28 protein-coding genes, 1 tRNA gene and 1 riboswitch are annotated in these 24752 nt (G+C 72.6%); of the genes, 10 read left to right on the forward strand and 19 right to left on the reverse strand.

Going from position 1 to position 24752, the window contains the following annotated elements:
* The first annotated feature begins 158 nt into the window (after positions 1 to 158).
* Complete coding sequence (locus ACZ6AQ_RS12810) at positions 159 to 644, forward strand: TrmO family methyltransferase domain-containing protein (protein ID WP_468759659.1); 486 nt, start codon at positions 159 to 161, stop codon at positions 642 to 644.
* A gap of 42 nt (positions 645 to 686) precedes the next feature.
* On the opposite strand, the gene ACZ6AQ_RS12815 is transcribed toward ACZ6AQ_RS12810, so the two are convergent.
* A complete protein-coding gene (locus ACZ6AQ_RS12815; protein ID WP_468759661.1) occupies positions 687 to 1331 on the reverse strand; it encodes a LysE family translocator in 645 nt (214 codons plus the stop codon).
* Between the two features lie 346 nt (positions 1332 to 1677).
* Between ACZ6AQ_RS12815 and ACZ6AQ_RS12820 the strand changes: the two genes are divergently transcribed.
* Positions 1678 to 2751, forward strand: coding sequence for a hypothetical protein (locus tag ACZ6AQ_RS12820; RefSeq protein WP_468759662.1), 1074 nt, complete (start codon positions 1678 to 1680; stop codon positions 2749 to 2751).
* 69 nt (positions 2752 to 2820) lie between these two features.
* A complete protein-coding gene (locus ACZ6AQ_RS12825; RefSeq protein ID WP_468759663.1) occupies positions 2821 to 3123 on the forward strand; it encodes a hypothetical protein in 303 nt (100 codons plus the stop codon).
* 88 nt (positions 3124 to 3211) lie between these two features.
* Here the strand turns inward: ACZ6AQ_RS12825 and ACZ6AQ_RS12830 are convergent, their stop codons facing one another.
* The 4 genes from ACZ6AQ_RS12830 to ACZ6AQ_RS12845 are packed head-to-tail and all read right to left on the reverse strand — an operon-like array spanning position 3212 to position 7297.
* Positions 3212 to 4480, reverse strand: a complete 1269-nt coding sequence (locus tag ACZ6AQ_RS12830) for a DUF445 domain-containing protein (RefSeq protein ID WP_468759665.1) — start codon at positions 4478 to 4480, stop codon at positions 3212 to 3214.
* Positions 4481 to 4490: 10 nt separating this feature from the next.
* Positions 4491 to 5480 carry an ABC transporter ATP-binding protein gene (locus ACZ6AQ_RS12835; RefSeq protein WP_468759666.1) on the reverse strand — a complete coding sequence of 330 codons (990 nt, stop codon included), beginning with the start codon at positions 5478 to 5480 and terminating at the stop codon, positions 4491 to 4493.
* 4 nt (positions 5481 to 5484) lie between these two features.
* On the reverse strand, positions 5485 to 6504 hold the full coding sequence (locus ACZ6AQ_RS12840) for an ABC transporter permease (RefSeq protein WP_468759668.1): 1020 nt from the start codon (positions 6502 to 6504) through the stop codon (positions 5485 to 5487).
* Positions 6497 to 7297 carry an ABC transporter permease gene (locus ACZ6AQ_RS12845; RefSeq protein WP_468759832.1) on the reverse strand — a complete coding sequence of 267 codons (801 nt, stop codon included), beginning with the start codon at positions 7295 to 7297 and terminating at the stop codon, positions 6497 to 6499. The genes ACZ6AQ_RS12840 and ACZ6AQ_RS12845 overlap by 8 nt, the downstream gene beginning before the upstream one ends.
* A gap of 131 nt (positions 7298 to 7428) precedes the next feature.
* On the opposite strand from ACZ6AQ_RS12845, the gene ACZ6AQ_RS12850 reads away from it, so the two are divergent.
* Positions 7429 to 9909, forward strand: a complete 2481-nt coding sequence (locus ACZ6AQ_RS12850) for a transglycosylase domain-containing protein (RefSeq protein ID WP_468759670.1) — start codon at positions 7429 to 7431, stop codon at positions 9907 to 9909.
* On the opposite strand, the gene ACZ6AQ_RS12855 is transcribed toward ACZ6AQ_RS12850, so the two are convergent.
* The 3 genes from ACZ6AQ_RS12855 to ACZ6AQ_RS12865 form a co-directional block, all read right to left on the reverse strand.
* Positions 9903 to 10223, reverse strand: a complete 321-nt coding sequence (locus tag ACZ6AQ_RS12855; RefSeq protein ID WP_388690337.1) for a DMT family transporter — start codon at positions 10221 to 10223, stop codon at positions 9903 to 9905. The two genes, ACZ6AQ_RS12850 and ACZ6AQ_RS12855, sit on opposite strands and share 7 nt — an antisense overlap.
* Positions 10224 to 10256: 33 nt before the next feature.
* Positions 10257 to 10323: riboswitch (guanidine-III (ykkC-III) riboswitch) on the reverse strand.
* A gap of 50 nt (positions 10324 to 10373) precedes the next feature.
* Complete coding sequence (locus ACZ6AQ_RS12860) at positions 10374 to 10712, reverse strand: GroES family chaperonin (protein ID WP_030222196.1); 339 nt, start codon at positions 10710 to 10712, stop codon at positions 10374 to 10376.
* A 46-nt stretch (positions 10713 to 10758) separates the two neighbouring features.
* Positions 10759 to 11076 (reverse strand): DUF3618 domain-containing protein, encoded by a 318-nt coding sequence (locus ACZ6AQ_RS12865; protein ID WP_468759671.1) that lies wholly within the window; start codon positions 11074 to 11076, stop codon positions 10759 to 10761.
* Between the two features lie 123 nt (positions 11077 to 11199).
* On the opposite strand from ACZ6AQ_RS12865, the gene bcp reads away from it, so the two are divergent.
* The 3 genes from bcp (at position 11200) to ACZ6AQ_RS12880 (ending at position 13490) form a co-directional block, all read left to right on the forward strand.
* On the forward strand, positions 11200 to 11673 hold the full coding sequence (gene bcp / locus ACZ6AQ_RS12870) for a thioredoxin-dependent thiol peroxidase (protein WP_376231388.1): 474 nt from the start codon (positions 11200 to 11202) through the stop codon (positions 11671 to 11673).
* A gap of 113 nt (positions 11674 to 11786) precedes the next feature.
* A complete protein-coding gene (gene proP / locus ACZ6AQ_RS12875; protein WP_468759673.1) occupies positions 11787 to 13283 on the forward strand; it encodes a glycine betaine/L-proline transporter ProP in 1497 nt (498 codons plus the stop codon).
* Between the two features lie 124 nt (positions 13284 to 13407).
* A tRNA-Leu gene (locus ACZ6AQ_RS12880) sits at positions 13408 to 13490 on the forward strand.
* 44 nt (positions 13491 to 13534) lie between these two features.
* On the opposite strand, the gene rdgB is transcribed toward ACZ6AQ_RS12880, so the two are convergent.
* From rdgB to ACZ6AQ_RS12900, 4 genes are all read right to left on the reverse strand, one after another.
* Positions 13535 to 14137: an RdgB/HAM1 family non-canonical purine NTP pyrophosphatase gene (rdgB, locus tag ACZ6AQ_RS12885; protein ID WP_468759675.1), complete on the reverse strand. Its 603-nt coding sequence runs from the start codon at positions 14135 to 14137 to the stop codon at positions 13535 to 13537.
* A gap of 127 nt (positions 14138 to 14264) precedes the next feature.
* On the reverse strand, positions 14265 to 14645 hold the full coding sequence (locus ACZ6AQ_RS12890) for a hypothetical protein (RefSeq protein WP_388690353.1): 381 nt from the start codon (positions 14643 to 14645) through the stop codon (positions 14265 to 14267).
* A 99-nt stretch (positions 14646 to 14744) separates the two neighbouring features.
* The gene (gene rph, locus ACZ6AQ_RS12895; protein ID WP_468759677.1) at positions 14745 to 15476 is read right to left on the reverse strand and encodes a ribonuclease PH; all 732 of its coding nucleotides are present in this window, start codon (positions 15474 to 15476) and stop codon (positions 14745 to 14747) included.
* A 75-nt stretch (positions 15477 to 15551) separates the two neighbouring features.
* Positions 15552 to 15824, reverse strand: a complete 273-nt coding sequence (locus ACZ6AQ_RS12900) for a PTS sugar transporter subunit IIB (RefSeq protein WP_388690632.1) — start codon at positions 15822 to 15824, stop codon at positions 15552 to 15554.
* 196 nt (positions 15825 to 16020) lie between these two features.
* Here ACZ6AQ_RS12900 and ACZ6AQ_RS12905 point away from each other — a divergent pair, with 196 nt between their 5' ends.
* Both ACZ6AQ_RS12905 and ACZ6AQ_RS12910 read left to right on the forward strand, forming a co-directional pair.
* Entirely contained in the window at positions 16021 to 17319 is a 1299-nt protein-coding gene (locus ACZ6AQ_RS12905) for a PTS transporter subunit EIIC (protein WP_468759679.1), read from the forward strand.
* 268 nt (positions 17320 to 17587) lie between these two features.
* On the forward strand, positions 17588 to 18841 hold the full coding sequence (locus ACZ6AQ_RS12910; RefSeq protein ID WP_468759681.1) for a PTS transporter subunit EIIC: 1254 nt from the start codon (positions 17588 to 17590) through the stop codon (positions 18839 to 18841).
* Between the two features lie 77 nt (positions 18842 to 18918).
* Here the strand turns inward: ACZ6AQ_RS12910 and ACZ6AQ_RS12915 are convergent, their stop codons facing one another.
* Positions 18919 to 19671: an MBL fold metallo-hydrolase gene (locus ACZ6AQ_RS12915; protein WP_388690365.1), complete on the reverse strand. Its 753-nt coding sequence runs from the start codon at positions 19669 to 19671 to the stop codon at positions 18919 to 18921.
* Between the two features lie 202 nt (positions 19672 to 19873).
* On the opposite strand from ACZ6AQ_RS12915, the gene ACZ6AQ_RS12920 reads away from it, so the two are divergent.
* The gene (locus ACZ6AQ_RS12920; RefSeq protein WP_468759682.1) at positions 19874 to 20362 is read left to right on the forward strand and encodes a type II toxin-antitoxin system PemK/MazF family toxin; all 489 of its coding nucleotides are present in this window, start codon (positions 19874 to 19876) and stop codon (positions 20360 to 20362) included.
* Between the two features lie 22 nt (positions 20363 to 20384).
* Here ACZ6AQ_RS12920 and ACZ6AQ_RS12925 read toward each other — a convergent pair whose 3' ends face one another.
* From ACZ6AQ_RS12925 to ACZ6AQ_RS12950, 6 genes are all read right to left on the reverse strand, one after another.
* Positions 20385 to 21335, reverse strand: coding sequence for a PLP-dependent cysteine synthase family protein (locus tag ACZ6AQ_RS12925; RefSeq protein WP_468759684.1), 951 nt, complete (start codon positions 21333 to 21335; stop codon positions 20385 to 20387).
* A gap of 5 nt (positions 21336 to 21340) precedes the next feature.
* Positions 21341 to 21619: a MoaD/ThiS family protein gene (locus ACZ6AQ_RS12930; RefSeq protein WP_468759685.1), complete on the reverse strand. Its 279-nt coding sequence runs from the start codon at positions 21617 to 21619 to the stop codon at positions 21341 to 21343.
* A 90-nt stretch (positions 21620 to 21709) separates the two neighbouring features.
* Positions 21710 to 21847, reverse strand: a complete 138-nt coding sequence (locus ACZ6AQ_RS12935; RefSeq protein ID WP_468759686.1) for a putative leader peptide — start codon at positions 21845 to 21847, stop codon at positions 21710 to 21712.
* A 44-nt stretch (positions 21848 to 21891) separates the two neighbouring features.
* On the reverse strand, positions 21892 to 22677 hold the full coding sequence (locus ACZ6AQ_RS12940) for an ABC transporter ATP-binding protein (protein WP_468759687.1): 786 nt from the start codon (positions 22675 to 22677) through the stop codon (positions 21892 to 21894).
* A complete protein-coding gene (locus tag ACZ6AQ_RS12945; protein WP_468759834.1) occupies positions 22674 to 23681 on the reverse strand; it encodes a FecCD family ABC transporter permease in 1008 nt (335 codons plus the stop codon). The genes ACZ6AQ_RS12940 and ACZ6AQ_RS12945 overlap by 4 nt, the downstream gene beginning before the upstream one ends.
* Positions 23682 to 23767: 86 nt before the next feature.
* Positions 23768 to 24745 carry an ABC transporter substrate-binding protein gene (locus tag ACZ6AQ_RS12950; RefSeq protein WP_468759688.1) on the reverse strand — a complete coding sequence of 326 codons (978 nt, stop codon included), beginning with the start codon at positions 24743 to 24745 and terminating at the stop codon, positions 23768 to 23770.
* Positions 24746 to 24752: the final 7 nt, after the last annotated feature.

A 24752-nucleotide genomic window follows, 5' to 3' on the forward strand; every position in this document is an offset into this window, starting at 1 on the left:
AGCCGCCGTCACGATGCGCACGGTCCTCTCTCCGTTTCGCCGCCGCGGCATCCCTTCCGCATCCGAAGTGGACGCACGGGCCCGAGCGGTCCTCCGGCGAGTAATCTGACGCCGCCGCATCCCCAAGTCGCCCCGCCGAGAAGGAAGAAGGTCCCTCCGTGACCGCAGAGTTCGTTCAGGTGCCGGTCATCGCCGACGTCGTCGGGGGGCACACCGGGAAGCGTGACGACTTCAAGGGCGGTGTGGAGTCGGTCATCCGTCTGCGGCCGGAGTTTCCCGTCGAGACGCTGCGGGGCATCGAGGAGTTCTCCCACCTCCAGGTCACCTGGTTCTTCAACCTCGGCTCCCCGGACGACGTCGCCCTCCACGCGCGCAGCCCCCGCGACAATCCCGCCTGGCCGGCGACCGGGACCTTCGTGCACCACAACCACCGGCGCCCGGCCCGGCTCGCGACCTCTTTCCCGAGGCTCCTCGAGGTCGACGGACGCGACCTGCACGTCACGGACCTCGACGCCGACGAGGGGACCCACGTCGTGGACCTCGTGGCCGTGTTCCGGGAGATGCTTCCTCGCGGGCCCGTCACCCAGCCGGCGTGGCCGGGCGAGATGCTGGCGGACTACTGGCGGGACGCCTCCGAGCGCTGAGGCGAGGCGGGGGCGCCGGTCTCACCGGTGCGCGTGCGCGCCTCAGGCCGAGACGGGGGTGCGGGACAGGGCCGTGCGCAGCGCGAAGACGCCGAGCAGGCCGCCTGCCGCGTACCGCTGGGCGGCCATCACGCGGGGCCGGGTGGCCAGGAACCCCGACACCCGCGCCGCGCTCAGCATGATCAGGGCGTTCACGGAGAGCCCCACGACGATCTGCACACTGCCGAGTTGCAGCAGTTGCGCCCAGGACGGGCCCGCCTGCGGGTCCATGAACTGGGGCAGGAGAGCGGCGTACAGGAGAGCGATCTTGGGGTTGAGGAGATTGGTCAGGAGGCCCGTCGAGAAGAGGCGGGCGTCGGAGACGGGAGGCAGGTCTCCGGCCGGGGCGAAGGGGGAGCGGCCACCGGGCTTGAGCATGTCCCAGGCCAGGTAGGCGAGGTAGGCGGCTCCGGCGAGTTTGACCACCGTGTACGCGAGCGGCACGGCGGCGAACAGCGCGGACAGGCCGGCGGCCGCGGCCACCAGGTAGCACAGGAATCCCACGGCGGTCCCGCTCAGGCTGACGAGGCCCGCCCTGCGGCCCTGGGTGATCGCGCGTGAGGCGAGGTGGATCATGTTGGGTCCCGGGGTCAGGGCCATGCCCAGTTCGATCAGGGCCACTCCCCCCACTGCGGCCAGGCTGATCACTGTCGACTCCCCATCGTCAGCCGGGGACCCGATGCCCGGCGTGGACGGCCGCGCCGCACCGGACGTGCCCGCGTTGCCCGGCTCAGGATACGGCGCTGTCGTTCGGTTCCTCCGTGCGCCCTCGCTCCAGCCCGGCCGGACGCTTCCGGGCGCCGAGCCGAGGGGGCGCGTGGGTGCCCCGGTGGGGCTGAAGACTGCGGCACGGCCCTGGTGATCACCCACATAGGTGATCTTCACTCCGTGTGTCCGGCTTGACACGCGGCGTGCTGTACGGTCGTGCAAAACGGCCCTCACCGGTGGCGGCAACCACCAGCGAGGGCCTGAACCACTAGTGGAAGCACCCACCGTGATCTACCGCAACGTTATCGCGCCCTCCCGTGCCTTCAGCCAGTTCTCGCACGAGATCATCCGGCACCCCCGCCTCAACTCCGATGCCGTACGTCTCCTGACCTGGCAGCTCTCCCTCCCCCCGAACGCCCGTGAATCACTCTCCCGGAGCGCCGAACGTGCCCGGATCGGGGCATGCGCGTTCACCCGCGCCAAGCGGCAGCTCAAGGCGGAGGGGTTCGTACACGAGCGGCGGGTCCAGGGCGCCGGTGGGCTCTGGATCACCCAACAGCTCGTCTCCAGCTCCCCCCTGACGGCCGGTGAGGCCGCCAAGATCCTCGCCCGGACGCTCCTCTCCGACCGCCCGCACGAGGTGTCCCCGCAGGTCGCGCCGAGTCCCCGGAAACGAGCCGTCGGTGTCCCGGCCGCCGGTGCTCCGGAGACCCCGTCGACCGGCGGTCATCCAGAGAAAGACCTCGGGGAAGACACCTCCCACCTTCCGTCGTCCCCCGACGAGCCGGTCGACCACCCCGACGGCCAGCCGGTCAGCGAACCTGACGAACCGTCCGGCGAGCCCGAAGGGCCCGGTCGCCGGACCGCGCCCGCCCCCCTCCCCGCCGACGAGGCGTCCACCGGCCCGCGACGGGAGGAGGCCCGCGCCCTCGTCGGCGCGCTGCCGCTCCTCTCCCCCGCCCTGCGTCACATCCCGCCCGGCATGCGCGACGAACTCGTCCGCCTCGCCACCCGCTGGCTCGACGCCGGGCACACCTCCGCCGACGTCCACGCGCACGTCCTGCGCGGCCTTCCCGGTGCCGGGACCCCCGTCCACCGGCCCGGCGGGCTGGTCCGGTACCTGCTCCGCGACGTGCCGCCCCGCGCGCTTCCCCGGGCGGCCCCGCCGTCCGGGCCCCGGCTGTCACCGCGCCTCGAAGGCACCCGCGAGTGCTCCGGCGACCACGTCCAGCCGATGCTGTTCCGGCCCGTCGGGGACGAGACGCTGTGCGCCCGGTGCGCCTCCCGCACCCCCGGCGGGTCCTCGCCTTCGCCCGGCCGGGAGGCCCACGGCGGCACCCGCGCCCCCGCCGGACCCTGACCCCGCGCGAGGGCCCCGTACGCACCTCGTACGCTCGGAGGACGACCCGTCGACCCGAGAGGCCCCGCCATGCCCCGCATTCCCTCCCCCGCCGTAGCCGCCGCCGGACTCGTCGGCGGGTACGCCGTCGCCCGGTGGACCAGGAAGCGGCCGCTCGGCGGTGCCGTGCTCGCCGTGGCCGGCGGGGTGGCCGCGCGGGAGTGGCAGCGGGCGGGCGGGACGAAGGCGTCCGTGGGGCTGACGTCCGCCTACGTCGCCGCGTTCGCCGGGTCGCACCCGCTCGCGAAGAGGATCGGGGCCTGGCCCGCCGTGTTCTCCGTGGCCGGGGCCGTCGCCGCCGCCTCCTGGGCCGTCACCCGCGACAGGGGCTGAGCCCGGGGCCGGGGCTGAGCCCGGGGCCGGGGCCCGGTCCTGCGGAAGGCCGCGACGGGGGCCGGCCCCGGAAGGGACGGTCCCGCCCTCAGCCCCCCAGCCCGTGGCTCACCGTGTAGATCAGCAGGCCCGCCAGCGCGCCCACCACCGTGCCGTTGATGCGGATGAACTGGAGGTCGCGGCCGATGTTGGCCTCGATCTTCCGGGAGGTCTGGGTGGCGTCCCAGCTCGCGACCGTGTCCGTGATCAGGGACGTGATCTCGGTGCGGTACGTGGTGACGAGGTAGGCCGCCGCGTCCTCCGCCCAGCCGTCGACCTTCGCCTGGAGGCGGGCGTCCGACGAGAGGCGCCGGCCCAGGGAGATCAGGGAGGCGCGGGCGCGCAGGCGGAGCTGGCTGTGGTCGTCCTCGGCCGCCGCGATGATCAGCGCCCGGACCGACGCCCAGGCCGAGGCGATGACGTCCTGGACCTCGGGCCGGGCCAGCAGGTCCGACTTCAGGCGCTCGACGCGGGCCCGGGTGTCCGTGTCCGCCTGCAGTTCGGCCGCGAAGTCCGCGAGGAACCGGTCGATCGCGCCCCGCGCCGGATGCCCCGGCATGTCCCGCATCTCCGTGACGAAGCGGAGCAGCTCCTTGTAGACGCGTTCCCCGATGCGCTTGTCCACGAAGCGCGGCGTCCAGCCCGGCGCGCCGCCCTGGACCGCGTCCATCACCGAGTCCCCGTGGGTGACCAGCCAGTCGTGGGCCCGGGCGCAGACCAGGTCCACCCCCCGGCGGTGCGCCCCGTCGTCGACCACCTTCTCCAGCGTCTTGCCCAGGGGCGGCGCGATCTCCATCGCCTCCGCCCGCCGGGTGATCGCCTCTCCCACGACCGCCTGCACGTCCGAGTCGCGCAGCACCGTCAGCGCGCCCCGCAGGGCCGTGGAGAGTTCCGCCACCACGCGGTCCGCGTGGGCCGGGTCCGCCAGCCAGGTGCCCAGCCGACCGCCGACGCCCAGGGCGGTGAGCCTGCCGCGCACGACGTCCGCCGACAGGAAGTTCTCGCCGACGAAGGTGCCGAGGGACGCACCGAGCTGGTCCTTCTTCTTCGGGATGATCGCGGTGTGCGGGATCGGCACGCCCAGCGGGTGCCGGAAGAGGGCGGTCACCGCGAACCAGTCCGCCAGCGCGCCGACCATGCCCGCCTCCGCCGCCGCGGCGACGTACCCGGCCCAGGCCCCCGCTCCCGCGTTCCGCGCCCACGTCGCCAGGGCGTAGATCACGGCCACGAGGAGCAGCAGGGACGTCGCCAGCGTCTTCATCCGCCGGACGCCCCTGCTCTTCTCCTCGTCCGCCGCCGTGTACGAGAAACTCACCATGGTCGACCTCCTACATCAGGGACTCCCGGCGCTCGTCCCGAGTTCCCCCGTACATCTTCGCGATCACCGCCTCGATGTCCGGTTCCCGCACCGAGAGGTCCACCAGGGGATGCGTCGCCGCCACCGCCGCGACCAGGGGCGCCGCCGACGCCGTGGCCGGGAAGGCGAGCCACTGGCGGGGGCCCTCCGCGCGGACGAAGCGGGCGCCGGGCACCTCGATCGGGGGCAGCTCGCGCTCCAGGTCCACCACGAGGAGCCGTTCGCTCCCGCCGACCGCGTGCAGGCCGGCCGGTCCGCCGTCGTACATCAGGCGCCCGTGGTCGATGACCATCACGCGGGAGCAGAGCCGCTCGATGTCGGTCAGGTCGTGGGTGGTGAGGAGGACCGTCGTGCCGCGCTCGCGGTTCAGGTCCCCCAGGAACTCCCGCACCCGTGCCTTGGAGACCACGTCCAGGCCGATCGTCGGCTCGTCCAGGTACAGCACCTCGGGGTCGTGCAGCAGGGCCGCCGCGATGTCGCCGCGCATCCGCTGGCCGAGCGAGAGCTGCCGTACGGGCACGTCGAGCAGGTCCCCGAGGTCCAGGAGCTCCACGCACCGGTCGAGGTTCTCGCGGTAGCGGGCGTCCGGGATGCGGTACATGCGGTGCGTCAGCCTGTACGAGTCCTTCAGGGGCAGGTCCCACCAGAGCGTGGTCCGCTGGCCGAACACCACTCCCATCCGCCGGGCCAGGCGGGTGCGTTCCCGCGCCGGGTCGATGCCGGCGACCCGCAGCCGGCCGCCGCTGGGGGTGAGGATGCCGGTCAGCATCTTGATGGTGGTGGACTTCCCGGCGCCGTTGGGGCCGATGTAGCCGACCATCTCGCCGCGCTCCACCCCGAACGAGATCCCGTCGACCGCCCGGACCTCGCGCTTCTCCCGGCGGAACGGGCCCGTCCGGCGGCGGACCGTGAAGGTCTTCTCCACCTCGTCCAGATGGATGAAGGGTTCGGTCGGAACCATGGCCTCAGCTTCCCGTCGATCGGTACGAACGGATTCCCGCCCGCCAGGCGAGGCCCGCGACCCCGCAGCAGGCGAGCGCCACCGGGGGCGACGCGAACGCCGCCCACTCCGGCACCCCCGGCGGGGCCGGCCGGCCGAGCACGTACAGGGCGGGCAGCCAGCTCACGAACGCCAGCGGCACGACGTACACGACACCCCGCACCAGCTCCTGCGCGAAGACCGACGGCGGGTACTGGAGGAGGGTGTTCCCGCCGTACGTGAAGGAGTTCGTGACCTCCGCCGCGTCCTGGATCCAGAAGAGGGCGGACGCGCCGATCACCATCACGGCGCTGAAGATCACCGCCCCGCAGACCACCGCCACCGGCAGCAGCACCGCCTTCGCCGGCGTCCAGTCCACGTCGAGCAGGAGCAGGCTCCAGACCAGGACGGCCAGTGCCTGCGCGACCCGGCCGACGCGGCGCAGCGCGAACTTGTCCGCCGCGACCTGGGCGAGCAGCGGCGCCGGGCGCGTCAGGAAGACGTCGAGCGAACCGTCCCTGACCCGCTTCCCCATCCGCTGGAGCGAGCCCATCGTCAGGTCCGCGATCCCGAAGGACGTGCCGGCCGTCCCGTACAGGAGGGCGACCTCCGCGAAGGAGAAGCCGCCGAGCCCCTCCACCTGACCGAACATCAGGAGGATGACGACGAAGTCGAAGAAGGTCACGCAGAAGCTGGTGAAGAGGGTGAGGGCGAAGGAGGCGCGGTACGCCGTCGTGGACCGGATCCACATGGCCGCCACCATCCGGTACGTACGGAGGGAGTCGGCGAGGCCGCGGTACGTACGGGGCGGGCCGTCCGGTCCCGTACGGGGCCGCTCGCCGTCCGGGGGCGTACGGGACCGGCCGCTGTCCGGTCCCGTAGGGGACCTGCTGCCCTGGCCCGTACGGGGCCGCTCGCCGTCCGCACCCGTACGGGGAAGGCCGTCCGGCCCTCCGTCCGCGCGCGCGGGAGCCTCCTCCGGGAGGCCCGCCTCCGTCTCAGCCACCCTGCACCACCACCTTCCGCGTCGCCGCCGCCTGCGCCGCCCGGCCCGCGCCGAGCAGGATCAGGGCCCAGCAGCCCTGGAAGCCGTACGCCCCCGCGAGGTCCCAGCCCCGGTACCTGCCCAGGTACACGTCGGCCGGGACCTGGAGGAGCGAGGCCCAGGGCAGCAGCCGGGCGACCTCGCCCAGGGTCCCCGGGAAGACGTTCAGCGGGAGCAGCATCCCCGAGAAGAAGAGGCCGCCCAGCCAGGCCACCTGGACCACTCCCTGGCCGTCGAGCAGCCAGAACGCGCTCATCGCCACCAGGTACCAGAGGGCGAAGCCGACCACCGAGCCCAGCGCCACCGCGAGCAGGAACGCCGCCCAGCCGCCCGGCCCCGACGGCAGGGTGAAGCCGAAGACGAGGGCGCCGAGCGTCATCGGGGCGACGCCCCGGCCGAGGAACTGGAAGGCGCACCGGCCCGCGTTGGCCGAGAACCACCACGCCTGGAGGTCGGCGGGGCGGTAGAGGTCGACGGCGATGTCGCCGGTCCTGATCCGTTCGATCAGCTCGTCCTCGAAGCCGCCGCCCATCAGGCCGCAGACGGTGATGAGGGCCTGTCCGATCCACACGTAGGCGAGGGCGTCGTCCGCGGAGTAGCCGCCGAGGTGAGGCCGTTCGTCCCAGAGGGCGATGTAGGTGCAGGAGAGGACGAGGCCGAAGACGCTGTTGGTGAAGACGCCCGCCGCCGTCGCCACCCGGTAGGTGGCGTAGCGCCGGAACCCGCCCGCGGCCACCGTCGCGTACAGCCGCAGCATGGGGCTCCCTTCCCTGACGGCGAAGCGCACGACCCTAGCGGGAGCGCGGCCGCCGTCGCGACCCGTTTTCGCGTCACTTCCGGGTCGCGTTCAGATGTTTTGCCGCTTTAAGGGCAATATGCTGTTTTATGTCCGTCTCCTCTGGTTCCTCCGGTTCCTCCGGTACGAGCGGTCCGGGCGGCAACCCCCGGGCGTCCCGCCCGGGCTGGGAGCCCAGGGACCCCACCCTTCCCGCGCCGAAGACGGCCGGCGGGCCGGGCACGAAGCCCCGCCCGCCCCGCCGCGGCCCCTTCCGCCGCTTCCTGCGGGGCCTCCTCGGGCTCCTCCTGCTCGGCACGCTCCTCCTCGCCGGCGCCCTCGTCGCCGGCTACCTCCTGGTGGACGTCCCGCCCGCCAACGCCGCCGCCGTCGCCCAGACGAACGTCTACCTCTACCGGGACGGCACCCCCCTCGCCCGCGACGGCGAGGTCAACCGCGAGAACGTCCGGCTCCGCCAGATCCCGCTCTCCTTCCGGCGGGCCGTCCTCGCCGCCGAGGAGCGCGACTTCCCCACCTCGCGCGCCGTCGACCCCAAGGCGATGGTCCGCGCCGCCTGGAACACCGTCACCGGCAAGGGCCGCCAGTCCGGCTCCACCATCACCCAGCAGTACGTCAAGAACTACTATCTGGGCCAGGAACAGACCCTCACCCGCAAGGCGAAGGAGTTCTTCATCGCGCTCCGGCTCAGCCGCGAGAAGAGCAAGGACGAGATCCTCCAGGGCTACCTGAACACCAGCTACTTCGGCCGGAACGCGTACGGCGTGCAGGCCGCCGCCCGCGCCTACTACGGCAAGGACGTCGAACACCTGGACACCGCCGAGGGCGCGTACCTCGCCTCCCTCCTCAAGGCCCCCAGCGCCTACGACGTCACCACCCACCCGGAGAACCGCGCCAAGGCCGTCGCCCGCTGGCACTACGTCCTCGACGGCATGGTCACCGAGGGGTGGCTCGGCCGCGCGGAACGCGCCGCGCTCCGCTTCCCCGTCCCGCAGGCCGCCCGCAGCGCGCCCACCCTGTCCGGACAGCGCGGCTACCTCGTCCGGGCCGTCGAGGACCACCTGACCGGGCGCGGGATCGTCGACGAGAAGGCCCTCGCCGCCGGCGGCTTCCGGATCACGACCACCCTCGAACCGGCCGCGCAGGACGCCCTCGTCCGGGCCGTGGAGGACCGGGTCGTGTCCCGGCTCGACCCGGCGCGCCGCCCCGCCGACCGGTACGTGCGGGTCGGGGCGGCGGCCGTCGATCCGGCGACCGGCGAGGTCCTCGCGATGTACGGCGGGATCGACTACACCCGCCAGTACGTCAACAACGCCACCCGCCGCGACTACCAGGTGGGCTCCACCTTCAAGCCCTTCGTCCTCGCGGCGGCCGTGCAGAACGGCGCGCAGACCCAGCAGGGCCTGCCGATCACCCCGCACACGCTGTACGACGGGACCAACCGGCGCCCGGTGGAGGGCTGGAACGGCGCCCCGTACGAACCGGCCAACGAGGACGACGCGAGTTACGGCGAGATCCCCGTCACCGCCGCCACGGACCTGTCGGTGAACGCCGTGTACGCCCAGATGGCGGTCGACGTCGGCCCCGAACGCGTACGCCGGACCGCCGTCGCCCTCGGCCTGCCCGGGTCCACGCCCGACCTCACCGCCTCCCCCTCCATCGCGCTCGGCCCGGCCACCGCCAGCGTCCTGGACATGGCCACGGCGTACGCGTCGCTCGCCGCGCACGGCAGGCACGGCGGGTACTCCCTGGTCGAGGGGGTCTCCAGGGAAGGCACGGAGCTGTCGCTCCCGGCCCCCCGGCCCCGGCAGGCGGTGTCCCGGGAGGCCGCCGACACCACCACCTCGGTCCTGCGGGGCGTCATCGAGACGGGCACGGGAACGGCCGCGCGATCCGTCGGGCGCCCGGCGGCGGGCAAGACGGGCACGGCGGAGGACGACAAGGCCGCCTGGTTCGCGGGGTACACCCCGGACCTGGCGGCGGTCGTCGCGCTGATGGGCCAGGACCCGGAGACGGGACACCAGAAACCGCTGTACGGGGCCCTCGGCCAGCCCCGGGTCGCCGGGGGCGGGCCGCCCGCCGAGATCTGGGGCGCCTTCACCCGGGAAGCGCTCGCGGAGACGTCCCCGAAGGAGTTCGACCTGCGGCTGATGCCGGGGGCGGAGGCGGAGGAGACGGCGGCGCCGGACGCGTCCGGCGCACCGGCCCCGCCGAACGCGGCGAACTCCGCGAACACGGCGCACTCCTCCCGTCCCGCCCACCCTTCGAGCGCGTCGGGCGCCCCGGTCCCGCCGTCGCCGCCGGACCCGTCGCCCTCCTCGCCCCCGTCCCCGCCGCACCCGTCCTCGTCGGAGGAGGACATGGCCGGGGAGTACGTACCGGGAGCGACGGGGACGCCGGGGGCGACGGGAGCGGCCGGAGAGGCCGGGCCGGGAGCCGCGACGCGGAGCCCGGCGGCCGAACGGGCGGCCGGGGCGGACGGGCCGCCCGGCGGCACCGGCCCGGAGGCCGGACGCCCCCGCACCGCCGCCCCGGAATCCGGTCCCGCCCGTACCGCCGAACGGGGTCAGTGACCCGAGGTCGCCTTCAGCCCCACCACCGCGACGACCAGCAGACAGACGAAGAAGACGCGGGCGGCGGTCGCCGGCTCCCCCAGGACCACCATGCCGAGCACCGCCGCGCCGGCCGCGCCGATGCCGACCCACACCCCGTACGCCGTGCCGATCGGCAGCGTCCTGGCGGCCTGCGAGAGCAGCAGCATGGACGCGACGATCCCGGCACCGGTGAACACGCTGGGCCAGAGACGGGTGAACCCGTCGGTGTACTTCATCCCGACCGACCAGGCGACTTCCAGCAGACCCGCGACGACGAGCAGGACCCACGCCATGACGACAGCACCTCCGTGAGACGGAACAACAGGGGTGCGTCGTCTTGTCGTGTACCCGGTACGGCGCGTCTCGTCGGGGGTTCCCACGCTAGCAAACAACGGCCGAGGGCCCCGGTGACCGTGGTCACCGGGGCCCTCTCGCACCCGTCGTCACAGATAGAGCCCGGTCGAGTCGGACGTCCCCTGGAACCGGTCCGCGGCCACCGCGTGCAGGTCGCGCTCCCGCATCAGGACGTACGCGACGCCCCGCACCTCGACCTCGGCACGGTCCTCGGGGTCGTACAGGACCCGGTCGCCGGTCTCGACCGTACGGACGTTCTGGCCGACCGCGACCACCTCGGCCCAGGCGAGGCGACGGCCGACCGCGGCGGTCGCCGGAATCAGGATGCCCCCGCCGGAACGCCGCTCCCCCTCCGGGGAGTCGGTGCGGACCAGAACCCGGTCGTGGAGCATCCGGATGGGCAGCTTGTCGTGCGTGTTCTCGCTCACGGGGTGAACCTACCCGCCCGGGCGCGGCGCCCGTGAACGGGTGCCGTCACTTGCCCTTGCGAGTGCCGGCGGCGACCAGCCCGATCACCGCCACCACCGCGAGCGCCACCGGCACCACGCGCTCCAGGCGGGGCGAGCCGTCCGCGTGGGTGAGATGCGCCTTCACGTCCGAGACCACCCGGTTGACGGCGACGAAGGCGCGGCCGGCGGTCTGGTCGACCGTCGACGCCACCTTGGCCTTCGCGTCTCCGATGATCGTCTTCGGGTGCACTCGAATGCCGATCTCGTCGAGAGTGACGGCGAGCTGCTCGCGCCGGCGGACGATGTCCGCCTCGATCTGCGCAGGGGTCCTGGCCTCCGACACCGCGCTGCCTCCGTAGTCGTGATCCGGTCGTTGATGGACAGTCTGTCAGTTCCGCCGCCGAAGGGGCGCCCCAGACCCCCATTAGGCTCTGCACGCGTACGCGAACGTTTCCCGAGGAGAGCCATGAGCGAGCGACTGCAGCCCGGCGACACCGCCCCCGCCTTCACCCTTCCCGACGCGGACGGCAACGAGGTCTCCCTCGCGGACCACCGGGGCCGCAAGGTCATCGTCTACTTCTACCCCGCCGCCCTCACCCCCGGCTGCACCAAGCAGGCGTGCGACTTCACCGACAACCTGGAGCTGCTCGCGGGCGCGGGCTACGACGTCATCGGCGTGTCGCCCGACAAGCCGGAGAAGCTGGCGAAGTTCCGCGAGAAGGAGGACCTGAAGGTCACCCTGGTCGGGGACCCGGAGAAGAAGGTCCTGGAGGCGTACGGCGCCTTCGGTGAGAAGAAGCTGTACGGCAAGACGGTGACGGGCGTGATCCGCTCCACCGTGGTCGTGGACGAGGAGGGCAGGGTGGAACGGGCCCTCTACAACGTGAAGGCCACCGGCCACGTCGCCAAGATCATCCGGGACCTGGGCGTCGAGGCCTGACGCCCGGGAGGGCGTGACGGAGATCGCACTTTCGGCTGATTTTCGTTTGCGAACGGCATGACCGTGCAAGAAGGGCCTCTTGTGTTCGCCCTTCCCGGAGAGGACGTACGGTCATGCCGGCCACCGACCCCGCCCCCGCGCCCGACCCCGGCGCCCTGAGACGCCACCCCCGCCTGTTCCGGGCCGCCGGCCGGCGCAAACAGCCCCGCCTGCGACGGACCGACATCACCGTGACGGACGAGGCGGCGGTCAGGCGGGCCGTCAAGGCGGCCTCCCTGGGCAACGCCATGGAGTGGTTCGACTTCGGCATCTACGCCTACCTCGCCGTCACCCTCGGCCACGTCTTCTTCCCCTCCGGCAACGACACGGTCCAGCTCCTCTCGTCGTTCGCGACGTTCGCGGTCGCCTTCCTCGTCCGCCCGCTCGGCGGCATGTTCTTCGGCCCGATGGGCGACCGCCTGGGCCGCAAGAAGGTCCTCGCGCTCACCATGGTCCTGATGGCGGTCGGCACCCTCGCGATCGGCCTGATCCCGTCGTACGCCTCCATCGGCTTCTGGGCGCCGGTCCTCCTCATCTGCTTCCGGATGCTCCAGGGCTTCTCGACGGGCGGCGAGTACGGCGGCGCCTCGACCTTCATCGCCGAGTACGCGCCCGACCGGCGCCGGGGCTACTTCGGCAGCTTCCTGGAGTTCGGCACCCTGGCCGGGTACGTCGCCGCGGCGGGCCTGGTCACGGCGCTCACCGCGTGGCTCGGCACCGACACGATGGAGGCGTGGGGCTGGCGCGTGCCGTTCCTGGTGGCGGGCCCCCTGGGCCTGGTCGGCCTCTACCTGCGGCTGCGCCTGGACGAGACGCCGGCCTTCCAGCGCCTGGAGTCCGACACCGCGCACCCGCCGGAGGCGGCGGACGCGCCCGCGACCACGACCCGGGGCGAACTCGCGAAGATCTTCCGCCGCCAGTGGCCGACGCTGATCCTGTGCGTCGCCCTGGTCGGCGCGTACAACATCACCGACTACATGCTGCTGTCGTACATGCCGACGTACCTCTCGGACGAACTCGGCTACAGCGAGACGCACGGCCTGCTGATCCTGCTCCTGGTGATGGTCCTCCTGATGGCGCTCCTCCCCCGGGTCGGCCGGCTGAGCGACCGCCTCGGCCGCAAACCGGTCCTGATGACGGGGATGCTGGGCTTCCTCCTGCTCTCGCTCCCCGCGTTCCTGCTGATCGGCCGGGGCGGCGTCCCGGCGGTCACCGCGGGCATGCTGATGCTCGGCCTGTCGCTGCTGTGCATGCTCGGCACCATGTCGGCGGCGCTCCCCGCCCTCTTCCCCACGGACGTCCGCTACGGCTCCCTGTCCGTGGGCTACAACCTCTCCGCGTCCCTCTTCGGCGGCACGACCCCCCTGGTCATCACGGCCCTGATCGGCGCCACCGGCAGCGACCTGATGCCGGCGTACTACGCGATGGGCGCGGCGCTCGTCGGCGTGATCGCCGTGGCCTGCATGAAGGAGACGGCCCAACAGCCCCTGGAGGGCTCGCCCCCGTCGGTGGAGACCCACGAGGAGGCGGCGGAGATGGTGATGGCCCGGGCGCCGGAGCCGAAGTTCTGACCGTCCCGACCCTTCCGCGCGCCGACCGCTCGCTCCGGCGGGGAACCGGTCCGGCGCAGCCCCTGCGGGAACTTCGGCACAGCCCGCGAACGGGTGCCGGGGGACCGCTACCATGGCCGTGCGAGCGGCCGTTGCTGAATGGTATAAGCGGAGGTTTTAGGTGCCTCTGGGCTTTCGCCCATGTGGGTTCGAATCCCATCGGCCGCACCGTCGAAGAGCCGCCCTCGGGGCGGCTCTTCGCGTGCCACCCCTCAGCCCAGCAACTCCCGCACCACCGGCACCAGCGCCCGGAACGCCTTGCCGCGGTGGCTGATCGCGTTCTTCTGCGCCGGGGTCAGCTCCGCGCAGGTGACGTCGTACCCCTCCGGCTGGAGGATCGGGTCGTAGCCGAAGCCGTTCGTGCCGACGGGAGTGTGGCGCAGGATGCCCGGCATCCAGCCCTCCACGACGCGTTCCGTGCCGTCCGGGAGGGCCAGGGCCGCCGCGCAGGCGAAGGAGGCGCCGCGGTGTTCGTCCGCGATGTCGGAGAGCTGGGCCAGGAGCAGGTCCAGGTTGGCGCGGTCGTCGCCGTGGGTGCCGGACCAGCGGGCGGAGAAGATGCCGGGGGCGCCGTTGAGGACGTCCACGCAGAGGCCGGAGTCGTCGGCGACGGCGGGCAGGCCGGTGGCCCGCGCCAGGGCGTGGGCCTTGAGGAGGGCGTTCTCCGCGAAGGTGACGCCGGTCTCCTTGACGTCGGGCACCTCCGGGTACGCGTCCGCGCCGACGAGTTCGAGGTCGAGGCCGGCGTCGGCGAGGATCGCGTGGAGTTCGGTGATCTTGCCCGCGTTGCGGGTGGCGAGGATCAGACGGGTCATGCGGGTGATTATCCCGGGGCGGCCGCTCCTCGGGGCGACCGTCCCCGGGCGGTCGCCCCGAGGAGCGGCCGTCCCGGAGCCGTTCGCCCCGGAACCGTTCGCTCCGGAGCGGTCGTCCCGGAGCCGGTCACCCCGGGGTGCAGACCTTCGCGACCTCGCCCGCCGCGTTCGTGATCGGCGTGATGTCCGGGGTGGTGTCGCCGTTCTTCACGGCGGTGCGGACCGAGTCCACGCCCTTGGTGAGGTCGTCGACCGCCTTCGAGAGGTCGGCGTTGTCCGTCGTGTTCTTGAGGTTGCCGAGTTCGGTGGAGATCGAGTTCAGCGACTCCTCGATCTGCGTGACGTCGTTGGTGGCGTTGGAGGCGGCCTGCTGGAGTTTCTGCACGGACGTGGCGATGGCGTCGGCGGTCTTGACGCAGTCCATGGCCGTGTCGAGGGCTCCGCAGCCGCTCAGGACGGCGGTGAGCGTGACGGCCGTGGCGGCGGCGAGTGCGAGACGGCGCTTCAAGACGGGTCCTCCCCTGTACGCGTCGGTGGCGCGGGCGCACGGAACGTGTCCGTGCGCCCGTTGTCCGTCAGGACGCCGTGCGGCGCCCGGGGGTTGCGGTCAGAGGGTTCCTTCGAGGGCCTCGCGCTGGATGCGGGCGAGGTCGGCGCAGCCGCCGGAGGCCAGGTCGAGGAGGGCGTTCAGCTCCTCGCGGTCGAAGGGCTCGGCCTCGGCGGTGCCCTGGACCTCCACGAAGCGTCCGTCGCCGGTGCAGACGACGTTCATGTCGGTGTCGGCGCGCACGTCCTCCTCGTAGCAGAGGTCGAGGAGGGGGACGCCGTCGACGATGCCGACGGAGACGGCGGCGACGGTGCCGGTCAGGGGCTTGCGGCCGGCCTTGACGAGCTTCTTGGACTGGGCCCAGGCGACGGCGTCGGCGAGGGCGACGTAGGCGCCGGTGATGGCGGCGGTGCGGGTGCCGCCGTCGGCCTGGAGGACGTCGCAGTCGAGGACGACGGTGTTCTCGCCGAGCGCCTTGTAGTCGATGACGGCGCGCAGGGAGCGGCCGATGAGGCGGGAGATCTCGTGCGTGCGGCCGCCGATCTTGCCGCGGACGGATTCGCGGTCGCCGCGGGTGTTGGTGGCCCGGGGCAGCATGGAGTACTCCCCGGTGACCCAGCCCTCGCCGCTGCCCTTGCGCCAGCGCGGGACGCCCTCGGTGACGGAGGCGGTGCAGAAGACCTTGGTGTCGCCGAAGGAGATGAGGACGGAGCCCTCGGCGTGCTTGCTCCATCCGCGTTCGATGGTGACGGGGCGGAGCTGTTCGGGGGTACGGCCGTCGATGCGAGACATGCGACGAGCCTAGCGGGACATGGGGAAGGGCCCGTTCCCCTGCCGGAACGGGCCCTGCCGGTGCGCGTCAGCCGCTCACATCATGTCTTCGATGTCGGCGGCGATCGGGTCCGCGTCGGTGCCGATGACGACCTGGATGGCGGTGCCCATCTTCACGACGCCGTGGGCGCCGGCGGCCTTGAGCGCGGCCTCGTCGACCAGGGCCGGGTCACGGACCTCGGTGCGCAGGCGGGTGATGCAGCCCTCGACCTCTTCGATGTTCTCGATGCCGCCGAGCCCGGCGACGATCTTCTCAGCCTTGGTGGCCATGTGTTTCTCCCTGTCCGTTCCGTTCGCGGGGACGCGAATCTCGGCGCACTTGCGGTCCGCTCGGTCACGTTAACCCACGGTTGGCCCACCTTCGCGAGCGAGTGGCACCTTTCTGCCGAATGATGACGATCACCGGCAGCCTGTCCTCGGTGGGCTCCCGGAGCCTACCGCAACTGGTCTACACCAGTGTGCGCCACGACGCGGACCCGGGCCGTTCCGGGCAGGGAGGACGCCGATGAGTACCGACAGAGCCGCGGCCGCACCGAGGAGGTCCTGGGGAAGCGGCCTCTTCCAGGGCCTCCAGAAGATGGGGCGCAGCCTCCAGCTCCCCATCGCCGTGCTTCCGGCCGCCGGCATCATCAACCGGCTCGGGCAGCCGGACGTCTTCGGCGCGGACGGCCTGGGCTGGGACAACGTCGCCAAGGTGATGGCGGGCGCGGGCGGCGCCCTGCTCGACGGCAGCCTCGGCCTGCCGCTGCTCTTCTGCATCGGCGTCGCCATCGGCATGGCGAAGAAGTCCGACGGGTCGACCGCGCTCGCGGCGGTGGTCGGCTTCCTCGTCTACTACACGGTGCTGCGCCAGTTCCCGAAGGGCTGCCCCGAGGGCACGAGGGACATCGGGGGCGGGTGCCTCGGCGCGGACGACGCCTTCGCGGGCTACACGTACCAGAACCCCGGGGTGTTCGGCGGCATCCTGATGGGCCTGTTCGCCGCCTATCTGTGGCAGCGGTTCCACCGCACCAAGCTGGTGGACTGGCTGGGCTTCTTCAACGGGCGCCGGCTCGTGCCGATCATCATGGCGTTCGTCGGGATCCTCTTCGCCGCGCTCTGCCTGTGGATCTGGCCGCCGATCGGTGACGCCCTGGAGAGCTTCAGCGACTGGCTGGTCGGGCTCGGGGCCTGGGGTTCGGGCATCTTCGGCGTCGCGAACCGCGCCCTGCTGGTGATCGGCCTGCACCAGTTCCTGAACGTGCCCGTCTGGTTCCAGTTCGGTTCGTACACCAAGCCGGACGGCACGGTGGTCCACGGTGACATCAGCATGTTCCTGGCGGGCGACCCGGACGCCGGGCAGTTCACCACGGGCTTCTTCCCGATCATGATGTTCGCGCTGCCGGCCGCCGCGCTGGCGATCACCCACTGCGCCCGGCCGCACCGGCGCAAGGAGGTCGGCGGTCTGATGCTGTCGGTGGCGCTGACCTCGTTCGTCACCGGCATCACGGAGCCGCTGGAGTACTCGTTCCTCTTCATCGCCCCGGTCCTGTACGCGATCCACGCGGTGCTCACCGGCGTCTCCATGGCGGTGACCTGGGCGTTCGGGGTGAAGGACGGCTTCAGCTTCTCGGCCGGCCTGATCGACTACGTGATCAACTGGAACCTGGCGACGAAACCGTGGCTGATCATCCCGATCGGCCTGGCCTTCGCGGTCGTGTACTACGCGATCTTCCGCTTCGCGATCACGAAGTTCAACCTGCAGACCCCCGGCCGCGAGCCGGAGGAGGTGGAGGCGGAGATGGAGCGGGACAACGTGAAGTAGACCCGTCGCGGCTCCGCCGCGCCTCCCGCGGCGAGCCCCGATCCAGGCCCCCGGACCCCACGGTCCGGGGGCCTTTCCGTGCCCGTCACGGAGCGTGTCCGGGCGGGTGAGAATTCACAGGTTCCTTATCTAAGTCGCGCGTGCTAAAACTGGTCTACACCACTCATTGGTGTAGACCACGCGGTCCAGACCACCGCGTTCCACGAGACGCCGCCGGCACCCCTTTTCACTGTCCTCCGGCGACGCCTTGCCTTACTGGAGGAAGTTGATGAGTACGGCCACCGCCCCGGCCGCCGCTCCCGCCAAGAAGCGCGGGTCCGGCCTGTTCCAGGGCCTGCAGAAGGTCGGTCGCAGCCTGCAGCTGCCGATCGCCGTACTGCCGGCCGCGGGTCTGATGGTCCGCCTGGGCCAGCCCGACGTCTTCGGCGCCGACGGCCTCGGCTGGGACAAGGTCGCCTCCGTCTTCGCCAATGCGGGCGGGGCGATCACGGGCAACCTGCCGATCCTGTTCTGCATCGGCGTCGCCATCGGCTTCGCCAAGAAGGCGGACGGCTCCACCGCCCTCGCCGCCCTCGTCGGCTTCCTGGTCTACAGCAAGGTGCTGGAGGCGTTCCCGGTCACCGAGGCGAAGGTCCAGGACGGCGCGGACATAGCCGCGACCTACAACAACCCCGGCGTCCTCGGCGGCATCATCATGGGCCTGCTCGCCGCGGTCCTGTGGCAGCGCTACCACCGCAAGAAGCTGGTCGACTGGCTCGGCTTCTTCAACGGCCGCCGTCTCGTCCCGATCATCATGGCCTTCGTCGGCGTGGCCGTGGGCGTCTTCTTCGGCCTGGTCTGGGAGCCGATCGGCGAGGGCATCTCCAGCTTCGGCGAGTGGATGACCGGCCTCGGCGCCACCGGCGCGGGCCTGTTCGGTCTGATCAACCGCGGTCTCATCCCGATCGGCATGCACCAGTTCGTCAACACCGTCGCCTGGTTCCAGCTCGGTGACTTCACCAACGCGGCCGGCGAGGTCGTCCACGGTGACTACGGCCGCTTCCTCGCCGGCGACCCGACCGCCGGAATGTTCATGTCGGGCTTCTTCCCGATCATGATGTTCGGCCTGCCGGCCGCCGCCCTCGCCATGGCCCACACCGCCCACCCGACGCGCCGCAAGGCCGTCCTGGGCATGATGACCTCGCTGGCGCTGACCTCGTTCGTCACCGGTGTGACCGAGCCGATCGAGTTCTCGTTCATGTTCATCGCGCCGCTGCTGTACGTGCTCCACGCCGTGCTGACCGCCGCCTCCCTGGCCATCACCTGGCTGCTCGGCGTCCACGCGGGCTTCAACTTCTCCGGCGGTCTCATCGACTACGCCCTCTACTGGAAGCTCGACACCAAGCCCTGGCTGATCATCCCGATCGGCCTCGTCTTCGCGGCGATCTACTACGTGGTCTTCCGCTTCGTGATCGTCAAGTTCAACCTCCCCACCCCGGGCCGCGAGCCCGAGGAGGAGGTCGAGGACCTCACCAAGGCGTGAGCCCCGCCACGACGCCGAAGGGCCCCGGAACCGTCACGGTTCCGGGGCCCTTCCCCGTACGCGGGACCCGCTCGTCCTCAGACCTCGTACACCGCGCCCGGTCTCGCCAGCTCCGCCGGTCCCGCGTACACCGCGCGCGCGTCCGCCAGGTTCCGCCCGGCGTCCGTCCACGGCGGGATGTGCGTGAGGACCAGGCGGCCCACCCCGGCCCGGGCCGCCTGGACGCCGGCCTCGCGGCCGTTGAGGTGGAGGTCCGGGACGTCCTCCTTGCCGTGGGTGAAGGACGCCTCGCAGAGGAAGAGGTCGGCGCCCTCGGCCAGCTCGTGCAGCGCCTCGCAGGCCCCGGTGTCCCCGGAGTACGCGAGCGAACGGCCGCCGTGCCCGACCCGGATGCCGTACGCCTCGACCGGGTGGCACACCTTCTCCGTGCGGACGGAGAACGGGCCCAGCTCGAAGGTGCCCGGCTTCAGCGTGCGGAAGTCGAAGACCTCGCTCATCGAGGTGGGCGAGGGCGTGTCCGCGTACGCCGCGGTCAGCCGCTGCTCGGCGCCCTCCGGCGCGTAGACGGGGATCGCGTCGCAGCGCCCGCCCTCGTGCCGGTAGTAGCGGGCGACGAAGTACCCGCACATGTCGATGCAGTGGTCGGCGTGCAGGTGGCTGAGGAAGATCGCGTCGAGGTCGTACAGACCGATGTGGCGCTGCAGCTCGCCCAGGGCGCCGTTGCCCATGTCGAGGAGCAGCCGGAAGCCGTCGGCCTCGACGAGGTAGCTCGAACAGGCCGATTCCGCGGACGGGAACGACCCGGAGCAGCCGACGACGGTGAGCTTCATGGAGCGTGAACCTCCGTGGACGGGTGCGGGAAGCGCGCTGGGGGAGGGGAGGCTGTGCGGTCTGTCGAGCGTAAGGCGCGTCCGGGCGCGTCGCTCCTCCGTGGTGGCCCGTTGTGGGCGAACTCACGGGCTCTGTCACCGGTTCGGATGGATGGCGGGGCGTCACGGCGGGGGGAACCGCGCACCGGTAACGTCGTGCGGTATGGACACGTCGTGGTGGCCCGCGCTGGCCGCGGTGGTGGTGCTCGCCCTGGTGGTGGCGGTCGTCGACGGGCGGAAGCGTTCCCCGCGCCGGCCCCCTTCCCGGCCCTCCTCCCGCCGCCCTCCGGGGCGGACCCGGCCGCCCGGACGGCCGGCGGAGCCCGGACCCCGGCGGGGGCGGGGGCCGGAACCGGCCGAGATCTGGTGGGCCGACGTGCCCTTCGAGGACGGGCCCGGGTCGAAGGACCGGCCCTGTCTGGTGCTCTCGGTACGGGGGGACCGCGCGCTCGTCGCCAAGATCACCAGCAAGCACCACGAGGAGCGGCCGGGGGTGATCGCGCTGCCGCCGGGGGCGGTGGGCGACGCGCGGGGGCGGCGCAGCTTCCTGGAGACGGACGAGCTGCGGGAGGTGCCGGTGGCGGACTTCCGCCGGAGGGTCGGAAAGGCGGACCCGGCCCTGTGGGACCGGGTCCGCCATCTGGCGCGCTGAGGCCGCCCGCCGGGGCCGGGGCTCACGCCCAGAGCTGGCCCTGGACCGCCTTGACGGCCTCTTCGGTCGTCGCGGCCGTGTAGAGGCCGGTGGACAGGTACTTCCAGCCGCCGTCGGCGACGACGAAGACGATGTCGGCGCTCTCCCCCGCCGTGACGGCCTTGTTGCCGACGCCGATGGCCGCGTGCAGGGCCGCGCCGGTGGAGACGCCCGCGAAGATGCCCTCCTCCTGGAGGAGTTCGCGGGTGCGGGTGACCGCGTCGGCGGAGCCGACGGAGAAGCGGGTGGTGAGGACGGAGGCGTCGTACAGCTCCGGAACGAAGCCCTCGTCGAGGTTGCGCAGGCCGTAGACGAGGTCGTCGTAGCGCGGTTCGGCGGCCACGATCTTCACGTCCGGCTTGTGCTCGCGCAGGTAGCGGCCGACGCCCATCAGGGTCCCGGTGGTGCCGAGCCCGGCCACGAAGTGGGTGATCGAGGGCAGGTCGGCGAGGATCTCGGGGCCCGTGCCGGCGTAGTGGGCCCCGGCGTTGTCGGGATTGCCGTACTGGTACAGCATCACCCAGGACGGGTTCTCGGCGGCCAGCTCCTTGGCGACGCGGACCGCCGTGTTGGAGCCGCCCGCCGCCGGGGAGGAAACGATCTCCGCGCCCCACATGGCGAGCAGCTGCCGCCGCTCCTCGCTGGTGTTCTCGGGCATGACGCAGACGATGCGGTAGCCCTTGAGCCTGGCGGCCATGGCGAGGGAGATGCCGGTGTTGCCGCTGGTCGGCTCCAGGATGGTGCAGCCGGGGGTGAGCCGGCCGTCCTTCTCCGCCCGCTCGATCATGTGGAGCGCGGGGCGGTCCTTGACCGATCCGGTGGGGTTGCGGTCCTCCAGCTTCGCCCAGACGCGGACGGAGTCCGAGGGCGAGAGCCGGGGGAGGCGGACCAGCGGCGTGTTGCCGACCGCCGCGAGCGGGGAGTCGTAGCGCATGTGGATCAGACCGCGCCGCCGGCGACGGCCGGCAGGATCGTGACGTTGTCGCCGTCGGAGAGCTTGGTGTCGATGCCGTCGAGGAAGCGCACGTCCTCGTCGTTCAGGTAGACGTTGACGAAGCGGCGGAGCTTGCCGCCGTCCACGATGCGGGCCTCGATCCCGGTGTGGCGGGTCTCCAGGTCGGCGAAGAGCTCGGCGAGGGTGCCGCCGGAGCCCTCGACGGCCTTGGCGCCGTCGGTGTAGGTGCGGAGGATGGTCGGGATGCGGACCTCGATGGCCATGGCGTGGGCTCCTGTCGGAAGGGGCGTGAGGGGCGCGCTGCTGGCCCCCGCGCGGAGGGGTGGTGCGGTGAGGGGCGCTCGGCCGGTCGTTCAGAGCGCGGCGCGGACCGGGCGGACCGCGGCCCGGCCGGGACAGATCGCGCTGGCGAGGCGGCCCAGGTCGACGTGCAGGCGCGCCACGAGCAGGAGGGTGCCCGGAGTCTCTTCGCTCACGTCGTGGGAAACCATGGGCTCATCGTATCGATTCCCGGTCCGGGTTCCGGAATGTGATCTCACATGATGGAAGGTTCCTGACCGCCTGCCGGACCGTGCAGGTAGACGACGGTCGGGCTGCCGGTCCTGGGGTGCGGGATCACATCCGCCCCGACCCCGTAGACGGCGTCCAGGAGGGCGGGGGTGAGGACCTCGGCGGGGGTGCCGCCGGTGACGACCCGGCCCCGTTCCAGGACGTAGATCCGGTCGCAGTACGCCCCCGCCAGGTTGAGGTCGTGGAGGGCGAGCAGGTTGGTGGTGCCCAGGGCGCGGACCAGGGCGAGGACGTCGAGCTGGTGACGGATGTCCAGGTGGTTGGTCGGCTCGTCCAGGACGAGCAGGGCCGGGTCCTGGACGAGGGCGCGGGCGACCAGGGCGCGCTGGCGCTCGCCGCCGGAGAGGGTGGGGTACGCGCGGTCGGCGAGGTCCGTGAGGCCGACCCGGGCGAGGGCGGTGGCGGTGCGTTCGTGGTCGGGGGCGGTGTCGCCCTCCCAGAAGCGCTTGTGCGGGGAGCGGCCCAGGGCGACCAGTTCGCGGACGGTCAGCTCGAACTCGGCGGCGCTGTCCTGGGGGACGGTGGCGACGCGGCGGGCGCGGGCCCGGGGGCCGAGGGCGCGCAGGTCGTCGCCGTCGAGGAGGGCGCGTCCGGCGGTGGGGGCGAGGGTGCCGTAGACGCAGCGCAGGAGGGTGGTCTTGCCGCTGCCGTTGGGGCCGATGAGGCCGACGGTCTCGCCGGGGCGGACGGTGAGGTCGACGGAGCGGAGGCGTTCCCCGTACGACAGGCCCTCCAGGCGCAGGCCGGTCACAGGAGCGCTCCTTCCGGGCGGCGGCGCATCAGCCAGAGGAAGAACGGGCCGCCGGTGAGGGCGGTGAGGACGCCGACGGGGAGGTCCTGGGGCGCGGTGACGGTCCGGGCGCCGAGGTCGGCGAGGACCAGGGCGAGCGCGCCGCCGAGCGCGGCGACGGGCAGGAGGCGGCGGTGCGGGGCGCCGACGGCGAGCCGGGCGGCGTGCGGGGCCATGAGGCCGATGAAGCCGACGGCTCCGCTGGCGGCGACCATGACGGCGGTGAGGAGGGAGACGAGGACGAAGACGGCGGCGCGGAAGCGGGCCGTGTCGAGGCCGAGGACGGTGGCGTCCTCCTCGCCGACGAGGAGCAGGTCGAGCGGGCGGGCCAGGGCGAGCAGGGCGCCGGTGCCGAGGACCAGGACGGCGGCGGGCAGGACGAGGGTGTCCCAGCGGGCGCTGCCGAGGCCGCCGAGGGACCAGTACAGCGCCTCGCGGAAGTGCTCGGGGCGGCCGGCGGCGGCCAGGATCAGGGTGGTGAGGGCGGAGAGGACGTAGGAGACGGCGACCCCGGCGAGGACGAGCCGGGGGCCGGTCATGGTGCCGCCGCGCCGGGCGAGTCCGTAGACGAGGACGAGGGCGGCCAGGGCGCCGGCGAAGGCTCCGGCGGGCAGGGCGAGGGTGGTGGTGACCCCTCCCCCGACGCCGACGACGAGGACGAGGACGGCTCCGGCGGAGGCGCCGGAGGAGATGCCGAGGAGGAAGGGGTCGGCGAGCCGGTTGCGGACGAGGGCCTGGAGGACGGCTCCGGCGACGGCGAGCCCGGCGCCGACGACGAGGCCGAGCAGGACCCGGGGCAGCCGTACGTCGAGGACGATCGTCCGGTACGGGGAGGGGCCCGCCCGTCCGGTCAGGGCGTCGAGGACCTGTCCGGGCGGGACGGCGACGGAGCCGAGGGCCAGGGAGGCGAGGCAGGCGGCGGCCAGGGCGAGCAGGAGGCCGGTGACGACGGCCGGGAGGCGCATCCGTCCGGGGGCCGGGGCGCCGGGGCGCGGGGCCCGCGCCGGGGCGGCCGGTTCCTCCGCCGTGTCCACGGCGCGGGTCCCGGCGCTCATCGGGCGGCGGCCGGGTGGAGCTGGGCGGCCAGCTTGCCGACGGCGGCGGGGACGCGGACGCCGAGGACCGTGTCGGAGAGGGGCAGGACGGCGAACCGGCGGTTCCTGATCGCGGGGACGTCCCGGAGGGCGGGGTCGTCGAGGAGCCGCTTCTTCTTCTGCTCGACGGTGGTGGAGCCGTAGTCGTAGAGGACGACGACTTCGGGCCGGCGGGCGACGACCTGTTCCCAGGTGGCGTCGCCGAACGCCTTGTCGAGGTCGGCGAAGACGTTGCGGCCGCCGGCGCGGGTGATCATCTCGTTGCCGATGCCCTTGCCGCCGGCGGTGAACGCGGTCTTGTCGCCGCTGTCGTAGACGAAGACGGAGACGGGCTCGACGCCCTCGATCCGCTTCCCGGCGGCGGCGAGGGCGGCGCGGGCCCCGCCGATCCACTTCTCGGCGCGGTCGGGCACCCCGAAGGTCCTGCCGACCTCGCGGACCTCGCGGTAGAGGTCGTCCACGGAGGGCGAACCGGTGGGGCAGTACTCGGTGTTGAGGCGGGTGGCGATGCCGGAGCGCTCCAGGTCGTCGCGGCCGCGCCCGTCCTTGGCGTCGAAGGCGGAGCCGTAGCCGCCGTAGACGAAGTCCGGGGCGGCGGCGAGCAGGGCCTCCTTGGAGGGGTATTCCTTCGCGAGGACGGGGACGGAGTCGTACGCCTTCCGGTAGGCGGGCAGGACCGCGTCGTCCAGGTAGGCGGTGCCGACGAGGGACTTCTCCAGGCCGAGGGCGAGCATGATCTCGGTGACGTGCTGGTTCATGGTGACCACGCGCTTCGGCGGGGCCCGGAAGGTGTGCTCCACACCGCAGTTGGTGACGGTGTACGGGAATCCCGGCGCGGCCTTCGCGGGCGGGTCGGCGGGTCCGGGGGCGGCCGAGCAGGCGGCGAGGAGCGGGAGCAGGACGGCGGCGAGTGCGAGCGGGCGGCGCCAGGACATGACGGAA

This window comes from Streptomyces sp. NPDC041191, assembly GCF_055591945.1.